13 protein-coding genes are annotated in these 17,764 nt (G+C 61.3%); 5 read left to right on the forward strand and 8 right to left on the reverse strand.

The annotated features are described in order from the left end of the window. Positions 1 to 2 precede the first annotated feature (2 nt). Positions 3 to 527, forward strand: a complete 525-nt coding sequence (locus tag B5G09_RS05325; protein ID WP_087404351.1) for a prolyl-tRNA synthetase associated domain-containing protein — start codon at positions 3 to 5, stop codon at positions 525 to 527. 65 nt (positions 528 to 592) lie between these two features. Here the strand turns inward: B5G09_RS05325 and B5G09_RS05330 are convergent, their stop codons facing one another. The 3 genes from B5G09_RS05330 to alaS all read right to left on the reverse strand — a co-directional run bounded on the left by B5G09_RS05330 (position 593) and on the right by alaS (position 5,187). Beyond that, a complete protein-coding gene (locus B5G09_RS05330; protein WP_241147588.1) occupies positions 593 to 844 on the reverse strand; it encodes a Bor family protein in 252 nt (83 codons plus the stop codon). A gap of 172 nt (positions 845 to 1,016) precedes the next feature. Then, positions 1,017 to 2,546 carry a 2,3-bisphosphoglycerate-independent phosphoglycerate mutase gene (gene gpmI, locus B5G09_RS05335; protein ID WP_087404353.1) on the reverse strand — a complete coding sequence of 510 codons (1,530 nt, stop codon included), beginning with the start codon at positions 2,544 to 2,546 and terminating at the stop codon, positions 1,017 to 1,019. 19 nt (positions 2,547 to 2,565) lie between these two features. Continuing rightward, positions 2,566 to 5,187 carry an alanine--tRNA ligase gene (alaS, locus tag B5G09_RS05340; protein ID WP_087404449.1) on the reverse strand — a complete coding sequence of 874 codons (2,622 nt, stop codon included), beginning with the start codon at positions 5,185 to 5,187 and terminating at the stop codon, positions 2,566 to 2,568. A 93-nt stretch (positions 5,188 to 5,280) separates the two neighbouring features. Between alaS and B5G09_RS05345 the strand changes: the two genes are divergently transcribed. The 3 genes from B5G09_RS05345 to B5G09_RS05355 are packed head-to-tail and all read left to right on the forward strand — an operon-like array spanning position 5,281 to position 7,869. Beyond that, the gene (locus B5G09_RS05345) at positions 5,281 to 6,303 is read left to right on the forward strand and encodes a M23 family metallopeptidase (protein WP_087310530.1); all 1,023 of its coding nucleotides are present in this window, start codon (positions 5,281 to 5,283) and stop codon (positions 6,301 to 6,303) included. A gap of 4 nt (positions 6,304 to 6,307) precedes the next feature. Next, the gene (locus B5G09_RS05350) at positions 6,308 to 7,258 is read left to right on the forward strand and encodes a M23 family metallopeptidase (protein WP_087404354.1); all 951 of its coding nucleotides are present in this window, start codon (positions 6,308 to 6,310) and stop codon (positions 7,256 to 7,258) included. Beyond that, entirely contained in the window at positions 7,258 to 7,869 is a 612-nt protein-coding gene (locus B5G09_RS05355; RefSeq protein WP_087404355.1) for an HAD family phosphatase, read from the forward strand. Before B5G09_RS05350 ends, B5G09_RS05355 begins: the two co-directional genes overlap by 1 nt. Positions 7,870 to 8,511: 642 nt before the next feature. Here B5G09_RS05355 and B5G09_RS05360 read toward each other — a convergent pair. Together B5G09_RS05360 and B5G09_RS05365 are read right to left on the reverse strand one after the other, a co-directional pair. Then, the gene (locus B5G09_RS05360; RefSeq protein ID WP_087404356.1) at positions 8,512 to 11,352 is read right to left on the reverse strand and encodes a PD-(D/E)XK nuclease family protein; all 2,841 of its coding nucleotides are present in this window, start codon (positions 11,350 to 11,352) and stop codon (positions 8,512 to 8,514) included. 40 nt (positions 11,353 to 11,392) lie between these two features. Then, entirely contained in the window at positions 11,393 to 12,097 is a 705-nt protein-coding gene (locus tag B5G09_RS05365; RefSeq protein WP_087404357.1) for a DUF2807 domain-containing protein, read from the reverse strand. Positions 12,098 to 12,191: 94 nt separating this feature from the next. Here B5G09_RS05365 and B5G09_RS05370 point away from each other — a divergent pair, with 94 nt between their 5' ends. Beyond that, positions 12,192 to 15,341 (forward strand): UvrD-helicase domain-containing protein, encoded by a 3,150-nt coding sequence (locus B5G09_RS05370; RefSeq protein ID WP_087404358.1) that lies wholly within the window; start codon positions 12,192 to 12,194, stop codon positions 15,339 to 15,341. Between the two features lie 91 nt (positions 15,342 to 15,432). Here B5G09_RS05370 and tsf read toward each other — a convergent pair whose 3' ends face one another. The 3 genes from tsf to rpsI form a co-directional block, all read right to left on the reverse strand. After that, positions 15,433 to 16,263 carry a translation elongation factor Ts gene (tsf, locus tag B5G09_RS05375; RefSeq protein ID WP_087310542.1) on the reverse strand — a complete coding sequence of 277 codons (831 nt, stop codon included), beginning with the start codon at positions 16,261 to 16,263 and terminating at the stop codon, positions 15,433 to 15,435. A 38-nt stretch (positions 16,264 to 16,301) separates the two neighbouring features. Continuing rightward, the gene (gene rpsB, locus B5G09_RS05380; protein WP_087404359.1) at positions 16,302 to 17,198 is read right to left on the reverse strand and encodes a 30S ribosomal protein S2; all 897 of its coding nucleotides are present in this window, start codon (positions 17,196 to 17,198) and stop codon (positions 16,302 to 16,304) included. 176 nt (positions 17,199 to 17,374) lie between these two features. Beyond that, entirely contained in the window at positions 17,375 to 17,761 is a 387-nt protein-coding gene (gene rpsI, locus B5G09_RS05385) for a 30S ribosomal protein S9 (RefSeq protein WP_022307861.1), read from the reverse strand. Positions 17,762 to 17,764: the final 3 nt, after the last annotated feature.

The raw sequence follows: 17,764 nt of genomic DNA on the forward strand, positions 1-17,764 counted from the left end.
CGATGGAGACGCAGCAAATCATCCTGCCGCCGGTCGACGAACGCCGGCAGCGGGTCTTCGACTGGCTCGATGCCCACGGGATCCGCTACACGTGGTACGAACACCCCGAGGCCCCGACCATCGAGATCGCCCGCCAATACTGGCACAACGACGGCTCGAAGCATTGCAAGAACCTCTTCTTCCGCAACCACAAGGGCGACCGGCACTACCTCGTCGTATTCGACTGCGAGCAGTCGCTGGCCATCCACGATCTGGAGCACCGCCTGCATCAGGGCAAACTGTCGTTCGCCTCGGAGCAGCGCATGGCCCGCTGGCTGGAGCTGGAGCCCGGTTCGGTCTCGCCCTTCGGCCTCATCAACGATCCGGCGAACCACGTCCACCTCTTCCTCGACGCCAATTTGCGCCGCTGGCCCGCCCTCTCGTTCCACCCGAACGACAACCGCGCCACGGTGGTCATCCCGCAGGAGGAGTTTGCCAAATTTCTCGCCGCGGTCGGAAATGCCTACGAATATATCGAACTTTACTGACGGCTCTTCCGCGCCCACAGCCTGCAAGAAAGAGGGCTGTCTAAGATGGTTAGACAGCCCCCTTTTCATTGATCCGACTTGATTTTTCCATTCTGTACCGGGACCTGCATATCCCGCAACGGGATATAAAATTTGGTCTGCGTCGGGGTATAAATACCGAAGGTTATGCCCGAAATCAACATGTTCACAAAGCTTTGGTTGGTCTTTACCACGAAATTCTCCGCATCGTTCACATATTCCGAAGCATCGAGTTTGTTTTTACCAACCGGAACCAGTCCTTCGATGATGTGGTGATTCCACACTTGATTTATCTGCACCAACGGTTCATTGGGCTTTACATCCCCATACAGGATCCTCGTGGAATAGCAGGAAGTCGCGCTTAACGCGATGGCAAGGCTAAATACCCCCCCCCCATACATAATTTCTTCATAAAATCAAGCCGGTTAAATAAAATTATTCAATTTGTCCGATACTTAAAGCAGGTATTTCTCATTTCATCTCGACGAGAACCTTGCCGGTCATCTCCTCGGGCTGCGGAAGACCCATCAGCTTCAGCACCGTCGGAGCCACGTCGGCCAGAATACCGTTATGAACGGCCTTCACGCGATCCGACACAACCACGATGGGCACCGGATTGAGCGAGTGTGCCGTATTCGGCGTGCCGTCCGGGTTGATCGCGTTGTCGGCATTGCCGTGGTCAGCGATCATCACCACCTCGTAGCCGTTGGCCCTGGCTGCCTCAACAACCTTTGCCACGCACTGGTCAACAGCCTTCACGGCCTTCACGATGGCATCGTAGACACCCGTGTGGCCCACCATGTCGCCGTTGGCAAAGTTCAGGCAGATGAAGTCGAACTTCCGCTCGCCCAGCGCGGCTACCAGTTTGTCGGCAACCTCCGGAGCCGACATCTCGGGCTGAAGGTCGTACGTAGCCACCTTCGGCGAGGCAACCAGAATACGCTCCTCACCCGGGAACTTGTCCTCGCGGCCGCCGTTCAGGAAGAAGGTCACGTGGGCATACTTCTCCGTCTCGGCAATACGCAGCTGTTTCAGACCCTGCTTCGAAACCCACTCGCCGATCGTATCGGGCACGTCGGCCTTGTCGAAGAGAATGTGCAGCCCCGTGAACTTGGCGTCGTACGGCGTCATGCAGCAGTAGTAGAGCGGCATGGTGTGCATCCCGGCCTCCGGCATGTCCTGCTGCGTGAGAACGATCGTCAGCTCCTTGGCGCGGTCGTTGCGGTAGTTGAAGAAGATCACCAGATCGTTCGGGCGGATCAGTCCGATCGGCTGGCCCGCGGCGTCCACATGGACAATCGGCTTGATGAATTCGTCCGTCACCTCGTTGGCGTACGACTTCTCGACAGCTGCCACCATATCCGTGTCGTGCTCGCCCACACCCTCAACAAGGGCGTCGTAGGCAACCTTCACACGCTCCCAGCGTTTGTCGCGGTCCATGGCGTAGTAGCGGCCGATCACCGTGGCGATCTTGCCGCCCGTCTTCGAGAGGTGCTCCTCCAGCTGGGCGATGAAGCCCTTGCCGCTGTGCGGGTCGGTATCACGGCCGTCCATGAAGCAGTGTACGTAGGTGCGGTCCGATACGCCGTACTCCTGCGCAATGTCGCACAGTTTGAAGAGGTGCTCGAACGACGAGTGCACGCCGCCGGTCGACGTCAGACCCATGAAGTGGACGCCGACACCCTTCTCCTTCGCATACCCGAAAGCCTTCACGATCTCGGGATTCTTCAGAATCGAGTTGTCGCGGCACGCCCGGTTGATCTTCACCAGATCCTGGTAAACGACACGTCCGGCACCGATATTGAGGTGACCCACCTCCGAGTTGCCCATCTGCCCCTCGGGAAGACCGACGTTCTCGCCGTCGGTGCGCAGTTCGGCGTGGGGATACTTCCCGGTCAGGGCCGAAATGTAGGCCGGATGGGCCGTCCAGATCGCATCAGCCTTGTCGTGATGGCCGTCTCCCCAGCCATCGAGGATCATCAATAATACCTTGTTGCTCATATCTCTCTCGTTTTTGATGTTATTTTACTTGTGCAGAAATCAGTTCCACGGCCTTGTCAATGGCTGCCTGCAGCCCGTCGGCCTTCTTGCCGCCGGCCGTGGCGAAGAACGCCTGGCCGCCACCGCCGCCCTGCATCAGTTTCGCCGCCTCGCGGACTACGGCTCCGGCATTGACGCCCTGCGCCGTGATCTCGTCGCCCAGCATCACCGTCAGCGTCGGTTTGCCATCGCACAACGACCCTACGACCAGCACCAGGCGCGGAAGACGCTGCCGCAAATTGTAGGCCAGATCCTTCACCAGATCCGGACGACGGTCCGTCTGCTGGGCGAAGAGCTGCATGCCCTCCCGCTCGGGAACCGATGCGGCGATCTTGTCGGCCCACTGCGCCACCTGTTCGCGGTGCATCGCCTCGACCTCCTTCGAAAGCGCCTCGTTGCTCTCGAGCATCTTCTTCACGGCCTGTACCACCTGCGGGTTATTGAGGCTCTCGGCCAGGCTGCGCATCGTATCCTCGGCTGCGTAGATCATCTTCTCGGCCTGCTCGCCCGTGACGGCCTCGATACGCCGTACGCCGGCCGAAATGGCACTCTCCGAAAGGATCTTGAAGAAGCCGATCGTTCCGGTCGAACGCGTGTGCGTTCCGCCGCACAGCTCGACCGACGTGCCGAAGCGCACCATGCGGACCCGGTCGCCGTACTTCTCGCCGAAGAGCATCATCGCTCCGGCAGCCTCGGCCTCCTCCTTCGTCGCCGAGCGGTTCTCGATGAGCGGATAGTCGGCACGAACGGCCCGGTTGACCAGATGCTCCACCTCGCGCAGCTGTCCGGGCGTCACCTTCTGGAAGTGCGAAAAGTCGAATCGCAGCATCTCCGGCGTGACGAGCGAACCCTTCTGCTCGACGTGCGGGCCCAGCACCTTGCGCAGCGCCTCGTGCAGCAGGTGGGTGGCCGTATGGTTGTTGGCAGCGCTCTGCCGCTTCCCGGGATCAACCTTGGCCGTAAATTCGGCCGAGGGATTCTCCGGAAGCTGGTTGACGATGTGGATGATCAGACCGTTCTCCTTCTCGGTAGCCACGACCGGAATGCGCTCGTTAATGCTCTCGATGAAGCCGATATCGCCGATCTGACCGCCCGAATTACCGTAGAACGGCGTGCGGTCGAAGACCAGCTGATACGACGTCTTGCCCTTCGACGTCACGCGGCGGTAGCGGGCAATATGGATCTGCTCGGTGAGCGTATCGTAGCCCGTGAAGATGCTCTCCTTGATCGGGATCAGCTCCACCCAGTCGTCCGTATCGACGGCCGCGGCGTTGCGCGAACGCTCCTTCTGAGCCTGCAACTCCTGCTCGAAGGCATCCAGGTCGACCTCAACGCCCTGTTCGCGGGCGATCAGCTCGGTCAGGTCGATCGGGAAGCCGAACGTATCGTACAGCACGAAGGCATCCTTGCCCGAAATGCGGTTCGCGCCCTCCTTCTTCGTGCGGGCAATCACGCCGTCCAGCAGGTTGATGCCCGTAGCCAGCGTCCGCAGGAAGGCGGCCTCCTCCTCCTCGATCACCTTCATGATGAGCGTCTGCTGCGCCTTCAGTTCGGGGAACTGGCCCCCCATCTGCTCGACCAGACCCGGTACCAGCCGGCAGATCGTCGGCTCGGTGAAGCCCAGGTAGGTATAGCCGTAACGAACGGCCCGGCGCAGGATGCGGCGGATCACGTAGCCCGCCTTGACGTTCGACGGAAGCTGTCCGTCGGCAATCGAGAAGGCGATGGCGCGCAGGTGGTCGGCGATCACGCGCATGGCAACGTCCGACTTTTCATCCTCGCCGTAGCGCTTGCCCGCCATGGCGGCGATGCGCGCGATGGTCGGCTGGAAGACGTCCGTATCGTAGTTCGACTTCTTGCCCTGCAGAATCATGCACAAGCGCTCGAAGCCCATGCCCGTATCGACGTTGCGCGCCGGAAGCTCCTCGAGCGAACCGTTGGCCTTGCGGTTGAACTGCATGAAGACCAGGTTCCAGATCTCGATCACCTGCGGGTGGCCGGCATTGACCATCTCACGGCCCGGTTTGGCGGCAATCTCCGCCTCGTCACGCAGGTCGTAGTGGATCTCCGAGCAGGGACCGCACGGGCCCGTATCGCCCATCTCCCAGAAATTGTCGTGCTTGTTGCCGCGGATGATGTGGTCCTCGGGCAGGAAGCGCCGCCAGTAGTCGTAGGCCTCCTGGTCGAACGGCACGCCGTCCTCCTCCGAACCCTCGAATACCGTGGCGTACAACCGCTCGGCAGGCAGTTTGTAGACGTCGTGGAGCAACTCCCAGGCCCACTCGATCGCCTCCTTCTTGAAGTAGTCGCCGTAGGACCAGTTGCCCAGCATCTCGAACATCGTATGGTGGTAGGTGTCGTGTCCGACCTCCTCCAGGTCGTTGTGTTTGCCCGACACGCGAAGGCACTTCTGCGTATCGGCCGCACGCGGATACTTGCGCGGCGCATTGCCCAGGAAGATGTCCTTGAACTGGTTCATCCCCGCGTTGGTGAACATCAGCGTGGGGTCACCCTTCACCACCATCGGGGCCGAAGGAACGATTACGTGGCCCTTCGACGCAAAGAAATCGAGAAAAGCCTGTCTGATTTTATTGGACTCCATCATATATTATCCTGTTTTCGCGTTCTTGTTTCGGGTTGCAAAATTACACATTTTAAACTAAATTTGCACCTCGCAGCAAGAGATTTTTCGGCAATGGGGCAAAAAGGTCACAGATTCGACAAAGAGGCACTCCGACACGGTGCCGACGAGTTGACGCATGAGGCACAGATCCTTACGCGCGACGTGGTGACGGCCCCCTTCCGACTGAAAACCTACCGCCTGATCCGCAAGATCCTCATCGGTTTCATCCTCGTCTCGATTGCCAACGTCCTCTTCTCCTACTTCTTCTACACGCCCAAGATGTACCGCATCCTGCGCGACAACCGCGAAACGGTCATCCGTTACCGCATTCTCCAGGACCGTATCCGCACGGCACAGCGCCGCGTCGACGAGATCCGCCACCGCGACAGCTACGTCTACCGCTCGCTCTTCTCGACCGACACGCTCTCGATCCCCGGCGTCTGGAAGCCCTACCCCGATTCGAAATACGCCCCGCTGGCCGACGACGACTACGCGCCGCTGATGGTCGGCACCTGGCGCCAGATCGACGCCCTGGCCCGCACGCTCTATCTCGAATCGGTCTCGATGGACGAGCTCCAGCAGCTCTCCCGAAACAAGGAGCAACTGGCCATGGCCGTGCCCGCCATCTGGCCCATCGACCGCAAGGCACTGCACAACAACCACATCGGCGCCTTCACCCCGCGGCGCTTCCACCCCGTGCTCCACCGCGTGATCGCCCACACGGGTGTCGACTTCGGCTGCGACCGCGGTACGCCCGTCTTCGCCACGGGCGACGCCGTCGTCGAGATCGCCTCCGAAAACGGATACAACGGCGGGTACGGACACCAGGTCCTCCTGAACCACGAATTCGGCTACAAAACCCGATACGCCCACCTGAGCGACGTGCTCGTCAAGCCCGGCGATACGGTCGTCCGCGGGCAGATCATCGCCCGAACCGGCAACACTGGCCGTTCGACCGGGCCCCACCTCCACTACGAGGTGATCCACAAGGGAGTCCCCGTCAACCCGATCAACTACTTCAACCGCGACATGACGGCCGAAGAGTATGAGCGTCTGATGGAGAACCTGCGCGAAACCAACTTCGAAAAGTATTGACGCCATGACCGGTAAGAAGGATCTCGAACGTCTCCGCCGACGCAAACGCCGCAAACAACGGATCTTGAGTGCAACCGTACACCTGTTCGTCTGGTTCGGCGTCGCCGTGCTCTACTACATCGGCTTCTCGATCTTCTTCGACACGCCGTTCGAATATCAGCTCAAACACTCGACCGACCGCCTCCGCTCGGAATACCACGTCCTCGAACAGCGCTACGACTCGCTGTCGATGGTCCTCGACAACCTCGCGGACCGCGATCGAAACGTCTTCCGCATCCTCTTCGAATCGGAGCCCTACGACTTCGAGGACGAGGTCGAACAGCGGCAGGCCGCCACCTACGAGAAGATCGTCGGACGCTCGACCCGCCAGCTCAAGCGCGAACTGAGGGAAGGAGTTCTCGCCATGGAGCAGCAGATGGTCCGGCTGAACGACTCCTACCTCGAACTCCAGGCCCGGATCGACACCGTCGGCAAGGGCTGCAACAACATCCCCTCGATCCAGCCCGTGATCAACAAACAGCTTACCCTGCTGACTGCCTCCTACGGCATGCGCATCCACCCCTTCTTCAAGACCCTGCAGTCGCATCAGGGCGTCGACTACACCATTCCCGAGGGTTCGCGCGTCTTCGCTACGGCCGACGGCGTGGTCCGCGACGCCTCGTCGCGAAATTCAACCCAGGGCCAGACCGTCGTCATCGACCACGGAAACGGATACGAAACCTCCTACAGCCACCTTTCGAAAATCAACGTCCGCAAGGGCCAGAGCGTCCGCCGCGGCGACATCATCGCCCTCTCGGGCGACACGGGCCTCTCGCTGGCACCCCACCTCCACTACGAGGTGCGCAAGGACGGCATGCGCGTCGACCCAATCCACTACTTCTTCATGGAGCTCACCCCGAGCGAATACCAGCGGCTGATGCGCATCGCACAGTCGGGCATGCAATCCTTCGACTGATGGCACCCACAGGCAACGATACCCGAATCCGGCTGCTGCTGCTCGATTTCGACGGCACGCTGGCCGACACCCGTCGGGCCAATACGCTGGCCTATGTCGCCGCGCTGGGTGAGGCCGGCTATCCCCTGACCGGGGAGGAGTATGCGGCCCGCTACTTCGGCATGCGCTGCGAGGAGTTTCTCACGCAATACGGCATCACCGACCCCGCCGAGCGCGAACGGATCCGTCGGCGCAAGATTGCCCTCTACCCGTCGTTCTTCGACTCGGTGCGGTTGAACCGCCCGCTGTGGGAGTTCTGCCGCCAGTTCCGCAGCCAGGGCGGCCGCGTATGGGTGGTCTCGACCGGAAGCCGCGCCAACATCGAAAACGTGATGCATCATCTTGGAATCGGAGGCCCCGACACCCCGGAGGACGAAGCTCCGCTCGGATGCGTCGACGGCATTCTCTCGGGGCAGGACATCGCCCGGGCCAAACCCCACCCCGACTGCTTTCTGGAGGTGATGCACCGCGAAGGGTGTTCGCCGCGCGAGACGCTCATCTTCGAAGATTCGCCGATCGGCATCGAGGCCGCCCGTCGAAGCGGTGCCGGCTACTTCGTCGTCAAGCTCTGACGGCAGAACAAACGCGGCAGAAGAGGGGACAAGGACCGGCGACGGCTGACAGAACAAGCCCCGCGAAAGGCCGGCAACGGCCAATCGGGAAGAGATGCAGCCGCCCGCAATACGTGCGGAAGCCCGCAATTCACACAAACCCGAGACCCGCACAAAACACTCCCAATTCACACAAAAAGCCTCAGGGAGTTTTCTCCCCGGGGCTTTTTATGCCTGTCGCCATTCGATCAGAAGCGCGGATCGTCGTACCGTCGGGGCGGCGTGGGCGGCTTCTGCTTCTTGGGTTTCTTCGGTTTTTGGGGTTTGCCAGGCTTTCCGGGCTTCTGCGGCCCGGGACGCTGCGGCCCGGGATGGTGGGGACCATAGCCCGGCGGAGGCGGCACCTCGTGGGGTGGACGGCGCGGCGGCCGAGGCCCGACGGGCCGGACGGGCCGGACGGCACATGAGGTGAACAGCAGTGAGAAGAGCAGGGTCGCAATCAGACCCACACTCCAGAATCGTCGCAGTTTCATGGTCGGAGGTGTTTAGGATTCTCTTACAAAGTTACACTTTTTTCCGGGACTGCAAAATTCTTTCCAGAACGGATCACCCTTCCCGGTTGAGCCGAAAGACAAAACAAACCGGAAATACCGATCCCATACCCTACCGCTTGCAGATGATGTTGAAGTCGCAGTAGCGGCACGTATCCGCATCGGCACACTGCCGGAACGGTGTTGCCGGATCGTACATCTCGGCCAGCGTCGCGCGCACCAGCTCCTCGAAGCGTTCGGCATAGAGCGTATAGCGGCCGCCGCGGACGCCCGTCTCATGATCAACCAGCGTCGGGAGATACGTCTCCCGGTTCATCGCCCGCACGTAGTACAAGGTCGGCTCGGCATCGAGTCCCTGCGTGCGGTAGAGCATCATGGCGTAGAGCAGCGTCTGCAGGATGTTCGACAGGCGCTGCTTCCCCTCGCCGTGGAAGAGGCTGTCGAGCCCCGCGAACTCCAGATGCGGTGCCCCGGTCTTGTAGTCGACTACGCGCAGCGATCCGTCATCCAGCCGGTCGATGCGGTCGGCAATGCCCGCGAACTTCATCCGCAGCGTGCGCTCCCCGGCCCGGAAATCGAATCCGTACGAAACCGGCTGCTCGAGCCCCTGCACCGTGAAGCCGTCGTGCGCCGCGTCGTAGGGCATCACCCCGCCCCGCAGGTAGCGCGTCACGATATCCTTGACCAACAGCAGGTTGCCCGTATAATCGGCAGTCGTGGCCTTCGGATCGTTCAGGTAGTTCTCGTTGATCGACTCCTCGACGGCCCGGGCCACCTCCTTCGTGCGGAGCAGTGCGCGGAGCGTTGCGCCGGGGTGCGACTCGCCGACGATCCGCGTGTAGAGTTTCTGCAGCGCCGCGTGAAGGATCGTACCGAACATCGGCGCGTCGACCTCCTCCGAAATCTCGTCGTCGGTCTCCAGCCGCGCCACCGAGTGGAAGTAGAAGCGCAGCGGACACGCCACGTAGCGGTAAAAGGCCGTCGGCGAGAGGGTTGCCTTCGACGCCGGATCGGTGAAGCGCTCCAGACGCTGCATCACCGCGGCATCCTTCGCCACCTCGATCGGTTCGCTCTGCGCCAGGTTGACGTCGACGCCCACCTCGATGCGCCGCAGCGGAATGCCGCTCTCGTAGTCGAGCTGGTAGATGTAGCGGCTCGGTTCGCCCGTCGACTTGTCGTCGGCATGCGAGCAGTAGACCATCCACACGCGCCGCGCCCGCTGCAGCAGGCGGTAGAAATAGTAGGCGTAGACCCCTTCGTGGTGTTCGGGGGTCGGCAGCCCGTAGGCCGAGCGCAGATTGTAGGGGATGAACGACGCCTGGGCCATGTGGTTGCCCGGGAAGTTGTCGTCGTTCATCGAGAGCAGGATGACGTTCTCGAAGTCGAGGTTGCGCGTCTCTAGGATACCCATCACCTGAAGCCCCTCGAGCGGCTCCCCCTCATAAGGGATACGCATCGTCTGCAGGTGACGCCGCAACAGCGAGGCATAGATCTCCGTCGAAAGTTCGATGTCGCACGCCTCGAGCGAGTTGCGCAGCTTGGTGAGCTCCCCGGCGATGACGGCCAGAAACTCCACCCGCTGGCGGGCGTCGTTCCCCTTGTAGGGGATGCGGGCCACGGCCTCGACCACCCGCAGCAGCCACTCCGAAAGCGACTGCCACCCCTCGGCCGCCGCAAAGATCGTCGTCAACAGTTCGTTGCGCGCCAGCCACGAGCCGTCGATCGAGATGCGCCGCTCGCGGACGATCTCCTCCTGCATCTGCCGCGTCAGGTCGGGATCGCTCTCCGAGACGTAGGGATGGGCCAGAATTCCCTCCGCATCGGCGTGGTAGAACGACCACCCGTCGCCCTTGCGACGGCGGTGGTTCTGCAGTTCGATGAGGCGCTCGACGAAGGTGTAGGCCAGCGTCGTGCGCAGCGGGTAGCCCATCGTGACGTTCACACGGCCGATCTCGGGCGGCAGAGCATAGAGCAGCGGCAGCAGCAGGTTCTCGTCCGTCAGTACCACGGCCGTGCGTTTGTCGAGCGCCCGCCCGCCGGAGAGTCCGCTCAGGATGCCCGCCGCAGCCTTGCACTGCACGGCGTTCGACACCGCAGCCACCGAGGTGAGCTCCTTCGGCGAGGTCATGTTGTCGTGCGAAACCGCCCCGCGCGGCGGAAACTGCACGACGTTCTCGCGTACGAACATCCCCGCCTCCTGCTCGGGCGAATCCTTGTAGTAGGAGTCATAGTCCCAATAGAAGTCCGTCTCGGCAGCCGTCGACAGGAAGCGGAAGAGCGTCTTCTCGCATTCGGACAGGGCGTTGAAGCCCGCCACGACGTAGCGCCGCGGCTCCGGGAAGGAGAACGCCCCGGCCCGGATCCGCTCGGCCGCCGCTCGCTGGATCATTCCTCCGTAGGCGATGCCCAGCTCCGTAAGGCGGTCGCGCAGCCGGTGATAAACCGTCCCCAGCGTCTTCCAGATGGCCAGAAAGCGCCGCTTCTCGGCCGAAAGATCGGCCTCGGGCCCCAGCGTCGACCAGAACTGCAGGATCTGCAGCTGCCGCGGCGTAAGGTACGAAATGTCGGCCTCGAGCTCCTTGATATCGGTGATGTTGCGGAAGAGCTGGTCGGCATCCACGGCGTATTTGTCGATCGTGTCGAAGTCGTTGAGCAGCATCTCGCCCCAGAAGTAGAACTTGTCGAAGGGCTCGGCGTGGTACTCCGAGTAGATCTTGTAGAGCTCGGTGATCAGACGCACGCGGTCCCCCGTATGGAGTCCCGAAATCTCGGTCATCAGGTCGTCGATGGTCACCCACTCGGGCTGCCACATCGGCCGCTCGACAATCTGCGACAGGGCGTCGATGAAGAAGAGCCGCGCACGCCGCGACGGAAAGAGGATCGCCCGCTCCGAGAGCAACTCCCCGTAGCGGGCGTAGAGATCCGCCGCAACCTCCTGCAGAAACGTTTTCATGGATGGGTCGATTCGCAATGGGATTATTGCGCAGCGAGGGCTACTCGCCGATGCGGGTGATGTCGCCGCCCATGAACTTCTCACCCCCGCGGATGACGGTCGGATTGCCCCGGTAGGCGATCTTGCCGCCCGTCGAGGTACTCCCCTCGAAGCGGTCGGTCACCCACAGCGAGGCCGACCCCGAACCGATGACGTTCGCTTCGGCCGACATCACCTCGAGCTGCCCGGCTTCGAGCGTCCCCGACGACAGATAGAGCGATACGTAACGCGCCTCGCCGCTCAGCGAAGTGTGGCTTTTGCCCGTGAGTTCGAGCTTGAGATCCTTGACGTCGAGACTGGCCTCCACGCGGGCCAGCCCTCCGACCGTCAGGTCGAGCGTCGTGGCCACAAGCGTGCTGTCGAACGTCGCCCGTGCATCCGCAATGGCGATCCGCTCCAGCGAGTTGTAATACACCGAAACCTCCGTACGCTCCGCACGCCGCGCATCGGGACGCTCGGCGATGGTCAGCACCCGGTCGCGGACCTCAAACCGGAAACGCGTCGTATAGGCCCCCTTCGTGTCGTAGATGATCTTCGGAGCCTGGTCGTCCGGAACCCGGATGAAGCGCACGTCGATCGGTGCCGCAACCTCCACGGCCGTAAACGACGTGAGCCACTCGCGTTGCGGCCCGTCGGTGGCAGTCGTCTGCGCCTGCATCACACCCAAGAGACACAAGGTCAGCAGCGTCAAAAACATTTTTTTCATGACTCGGTCTGTTTTGTTCCGCTAATTTACGAATTTCTTGCGAATTTCGGGTTTTGTTTCGTATTTTTACCTATCCAAAACGAAATTCCGAACAGTGAGAGCGAAGATCCTGAACGCCAGCGCCGGGTCCGGAAAGACCTATCAGCTGGCCTACAAATATGTCCACGACGTCATCGAAGAGCCCGAACTCTATCGTCACATCCTCGCCGTGACCTTCACCAACAAGGCCACCGAGGAGATGAAATCCCGCATCCTGAAAGAGATTCACCATCTGGCCGCAGGAGAGGAAAGCAACTACCTGCGGAATCTCTGCGACGAACTCTCGCTCGACGAACGCACCGTGCGCAAACGCGCCGCCTCGGCCCAGGCGAAGATCCTCCACGACTACTCGCGATTCACCGTGCTGACCATCGACACCTTCTTTCAGCGCATTCTGCGCGCCTTCATCAAGGAGCTGGGCATCGACCTGAACTACAACGTCGAGATCGAAACCTCGTCCATCCTCTCGAAAAGCGCCGACGCCCTGATCGAGCAAATCACCGTCGATGGCGATCTGCAGCGCTGGCTCACCTCCTTCGTGCAGGAGCGCATCGACGAGGGGCTCAAATGGGACGTCCGCGACGGCATCCTGGCCCTGGCCGGCGAGATCTTCAAGGAGAAGAACAAGTCGGCACTCAACCGCGCTCCCTCGCGCGAGGAGCTCGAACGCATCGTCGGCCGCATCACGGCCCGGTCCGAAGCCTCGAAAAAGGAGATCCGCGAAACGGCCGCCCGCGCCGTCGGAATCATCTCACGGGCCGGACTCTCCGTCGACGACTTCCCCTACAAGAAGGCCGGATTCGCCCGCTGGTTCTTCACCGCGGCCGACGGCGCCGTCGACGGCTGCGGTTCGCGTGCCCGCGAGGCCGCCGACGACCTGTCAAAATGGGGGAAAAGCGATTCCCCGTCACGCAACCTCGCCCCGCAGCTGCAACCGCTGCTCGCCCGCATGCGCGACCTGTACGACGCCAACCGCCGGATCTGGAGCACCTGCAGCCTGCTGCGTGAGAACTTCCGCAGCTTCGCCCTGCTGGCCGACCTCTATGCCCGCGTCCAGAAGATCTGCGAGGAGCAGAACCTCATGCTCCTCTCCGAAACCAAATACCTCCTCTCGGAATTCATCGACCACAACGACGCCCCGTTCATCTACGAAAAGGTCGGGAATCGCTATGACCGCTTCATGATCGACGAATTTCAGGATACGTCGGTCAAGGAGTGGGAAAACTTCCTCCCGCTGCTGCAAAACGCCATGGCGCAGTCCGAAAAGTGCTCGGTGCTGATCGTCGGCGACATCAAGCAGTCGATCTACCGCTGGCGCGGCGGCGACTGGCGCATCCTCCACGACCGAGCCCGGCAGGCCCTCGGTCCGAACAACACCGAGGTCGTGGTGCTGAAGGAGAACTGGCGCAGTCTGCCCGACATCGTGAAATTCAACAACGGCGTCATCGACGAGATCGTCCGCAACGACAACCTCGCGCTTAACACCGGCCTGCAGACCGCCGCCGAGGCCGGCGCCATCTCCCGCGACGAGGCCGACGCACTGCGCGACACCCTCGCCAACGCCTACCTCCAACAGGCCCAGACGCCACGCCGCAAGTGCCGCCATCCGGGATATGTCAGCGTGGAGACCTACGACGGGAAACCGCCCGTCGTCGAACGCATCTGCCAGCTGCTCGACCGCGGATTCCGCCCCTGCGACATCATGATTCTCGTCCGAGGTGCCACCGACGGAGGTCGCGTCGCCGCCGAACTGCTCGAATTCAAACAGCAGAATCAGGATCCCCGCTACCGCTTCGACGTGATGACCCAGGAGGCGCTCGTGATCGGAAACGCCCCGATCAGTTCGTTCATCGCCGCAACGCTGCGGCTGGCGCTGAATCCCGACGAGTCGCTCTCGCGGGCCCTCTTCAACCACTACCTCGGGCGGCCGTTCGACGCTCCGCTGAGCGACCCGGAGCGCGAATTCTTCCGCTCGATCCGGCTGCTCTCGCCCGAAGAGGCCTTCGAACGCATCGTCATGAAGTTCAACCTCCGGCACGAACACCGCCAGACGGCCTATCTGCAGGCCATTCACGAACAGATCATCGCCTTCTGCTCGTCGAAGATTGCCGATATCGCCCTTTTTCTGCGCTGGTGGGACGAGACGGGCTCCGGACGCTCGCTGAGTGTCGACGAGAGCCTCTCGACCATCGAGATCACCACCATCCACAAGGCCAAGGGGCTCGAAAAACCCGCCGTCGTGATCCCCTACTGCTCGTGGGCGCTCGACCCCAAATCGAGCGGCACGATTCAGAACATCGTCTGGGCCGAGGCCCGTCAGGGCGAAGCCGAAAAGATCGGACAGTTCCCCGTCCGCTACCGCAAGAGTATGGCCGACTCGGCGTTCTCGTCCGAATTCTACCGCGAACAGGTCTACTCGCACGTCGACAACATCAATCTGCTCTACGTGGCCCTCACCCGGGCCGCCGAATCGCTCCACGTCTTCATCCCACGGCAGAGTGTCAATACGGTCGGCAATCTGCTGCTCAAGAGCCTGCACGTCGAGGAGGGAAAGGCCCGGGTCGGCGATCTGGAGGGGCTCTACACAACGGACGAGACCGGCGAACACTACCTCTTCGGGGAGTTTGCGGCCCCCGAACCCCGCAAAAAGGACGATGTCGAAGTCGAACACCTCGTCCTTGAGGAGTATCCCACGGCGCAGGCCGATCTGCGGCTCCGTCTCCCCTCGCAGCGCTATTTCGAGGAGGAGTCTGCGGCCGACATCTCGCCGCGCGACTTCGGTATTCTGATGCACAAGGCCTTCGAGATGGCCGACGACGAGGAGGGGATCTACCGCGCCGTCGAGCAGATGCAGAGCGATGCCGCGCTCTCGCCCGGGGAGGCCCGCCGCCTGCGGCAGCGCATTGCACGGGCGCTGAAGCTCCCCGAGGTGCACGAATGGTTCGGCGGTCAGTGGACGCGCGTGCGCAACGAGCAGGAGATCATCGTCCCGGGCAGCGCCTCGACCCGTCGGCCCGACCGCGTCATGATCGCCCGCGACGGCCGCATCGTCGTCGTCGACTACAAGTTCGGCGAACTCGACGCCGAACGCTACCGGCGTCAGATCCGCGAATATCTGCGGCTGCTCAACAACATGGGATATGCCAGCGCGGAGGGATTCCTGTGGTACGTCCGTCTCGGCAAGATCGAAAAGGTGGAGGCATAACCCCGGGGCCGGAGGGGGGGGGCCGGAAGAGTGCACAAAAAAAGCAGACCGGAGTCACCTCCGGTCTGCCTCTTATCAATGATCCACGGAATTATTCGCCCAGCGCAAAACGCTTGTAAGCGATAACCGTGGCATCCTTGTCGGCCTTCTTGATGTAGTCGGCGATCGTCTCCTTCTCGCCAACAACCAGCTGGTTGAGCAGCGTGTTCTCCTCGAAGAACTTGCGCATCTTACCCTCGGCGATCTTCTCCAGAATGGCCTCCGGCTTGTTGGCGTTCTTCGGATCCTGCTTCATGGCCTCCACGGCGATCTTACGCTCGTGCTCGACAACCTCGGCCGGGCAGTCGGCCTCCGAAATCGATACCGGAGCCATGGCTGTAGCCTGCATGGCTACGACGTGTGCAACCTCGGCCGGAACCTCCTTGTTGAAGCCCAGCAGCGTACCCAGCTTCTTGTTGAAGTGTACGTAGGCGGCGCAGTAGGGAGCCTCGATGCGAGCGTAGTAAGCCAACTCGATCTTCTCGCCCGTCTGACCCGACTTCTCGGTCACCATCTCCTCGACGGTGTGACCCTCGGCGTTCTTGGCAGCCAGCAGGGCGTCGCGATCTGCAGCATCCGCAGCAACGGCCACCTCGAGCATGGCCTCGGCCGATGCCGTATACTCGGCATTCTGGGCTACGAAGTCCGTCTCGCATGCCAAGCAGAGCATGTATGCCTTCTGGCCCACGATCTTCGTTACGACAACACCTTCCGATGCCGTGCGGTCGGCACGCTTCGCAACGACGAGCTTGCCCTTCTCGCGGATAATGTCCTGAGCCCGCGCATAGTCACCTTCGGCCTCGATCAGGGCTTTCTTGCAGTCCATCATGCCGGCGCCGGTCATCTTGCGCAGCTTCATTACATCAGCAGCTTTGATTTCCATAGTCTTTATTGCTTTTTTTCTGTTTCTACTTGCAATTGTTACTCTGCCTTCTCGGCGGCAGCCTCCTCAGCGGCGGGTGCAGCCTCCGTCCTGGGCTCCTCGTAGGGAGTCTCAACGGCTGCCACCACGTCGGCTACGGCTGCCTCCTCGGCGTCGATCGAAGCCTTCACGGCCTTCTTGATGCGGGGTTTGCCCTCTTTCTTGGCGCCCTCGGCCTCAGCCTCCTGGGCCTCCTTCTCCTTCTCGAGCTTGCGCTCCTCGGTGCCCTCGGCAATGGCGGCGCACATGGCGTCTACGATCACCGCGATGGACTTCGTTGCATCGTCGTTTGCAGGGATAACGTAATCAATGTCGGTCGGATCACAACAAGTATCTACGATTGCAAACACGGGGATGCTCAGTCGCTTGGCCTCCTTCACGGCGTTGGCCTCCTTCTGTACGTCAACGACGAACAGGGCGGCCGGCAGACGCGTCAGGTCGGCAATCGAACCGAGGTTCTTCTCCAGCTTCGCACGCTGACGGGCGATCTGGAGCTTCTCGCGCTTCGAGAAGTTATCGAACGTGCCGTCGTTGGTCATCTTGTCGATGGTGGCCATTTTCTTGACGGCTTTGCGTATGGTGGGGAAGTTCGTAAGCATACCGCCGGCCCAACGCTCCGTGACGTAGGGCATTCCAACGGCTGCCACCTTTTCGGCAACAATCTCCTTGGCCTGTTTTTTCGTGGCAACGAACAGCACGCGGCGACCGCTCTTGGCGATCTGCTTCAGCGCTGCGGCTGCCTCATCGACTTTCAGCACCGTCTTGTGCAGGTCGATGATGTGGATGCCGTTCTTCTCCATGAAGATGTAAGGAGCCATTTTGGGGTTCCATTTGCGCTTCAGGTGACCGAAGTGCGCGCCGGCTTCCAGTAATGTATTAAAATCTGTACGTGACATTTTAATTCGTTTCGTTTGTTGATTCTAATTCTCTTTTCTTCAACTCCGGGTAGCGGGATTCCCGATCCCGGGAGTTTTCCGCGGTGCGGCAACCGAAAGGTAATACATATATAATATAGGCAGTCCCTCCGATTTGAAAACCGACACCGTGCGTTGCCGAAATTCCGGTCGTGCGATTAACGCTTGCTGAACTGGAACTTGCGACGTGCTCCGGGCTGTCCGGGCTTCTTACGCTCAACCTCACGCGGGTCACGCGTCAGGAAGCCGGCCTTCTTCAGCACCGGACGCATCTCGGCATCGATCTCGCACAGCGCACGTGCGATACCCAGACGAGCGGCCTCGGCCTGTCCCTTGATGCCACCACCATCGAGGTTGATCGTGATGTCATAGCTCTCGGCAGTATTGGTAGCCAGCAGCGGCTGCTTTACCTGGAACTGGAGAATCTCGAGCGGGAAATAGGCGGCGAGTTCCTTGTGGTTGATTGTAATCTGACCCTTACCCGGCTTCACGAATACGCGAGCCACAGCGGCCTTACGACGACCTACGGTGTTTACAACTTCCATAAC

Source organism: Alistipes sp. An54 (genome assembly GCF_002159375.1).
GTDB classification, from domain to species: Bacteria; Bacteroidota; Bacteroidia; order Bacteroidales; family Rikenellaceae; genus Alistipes; species Alistipes megaguti.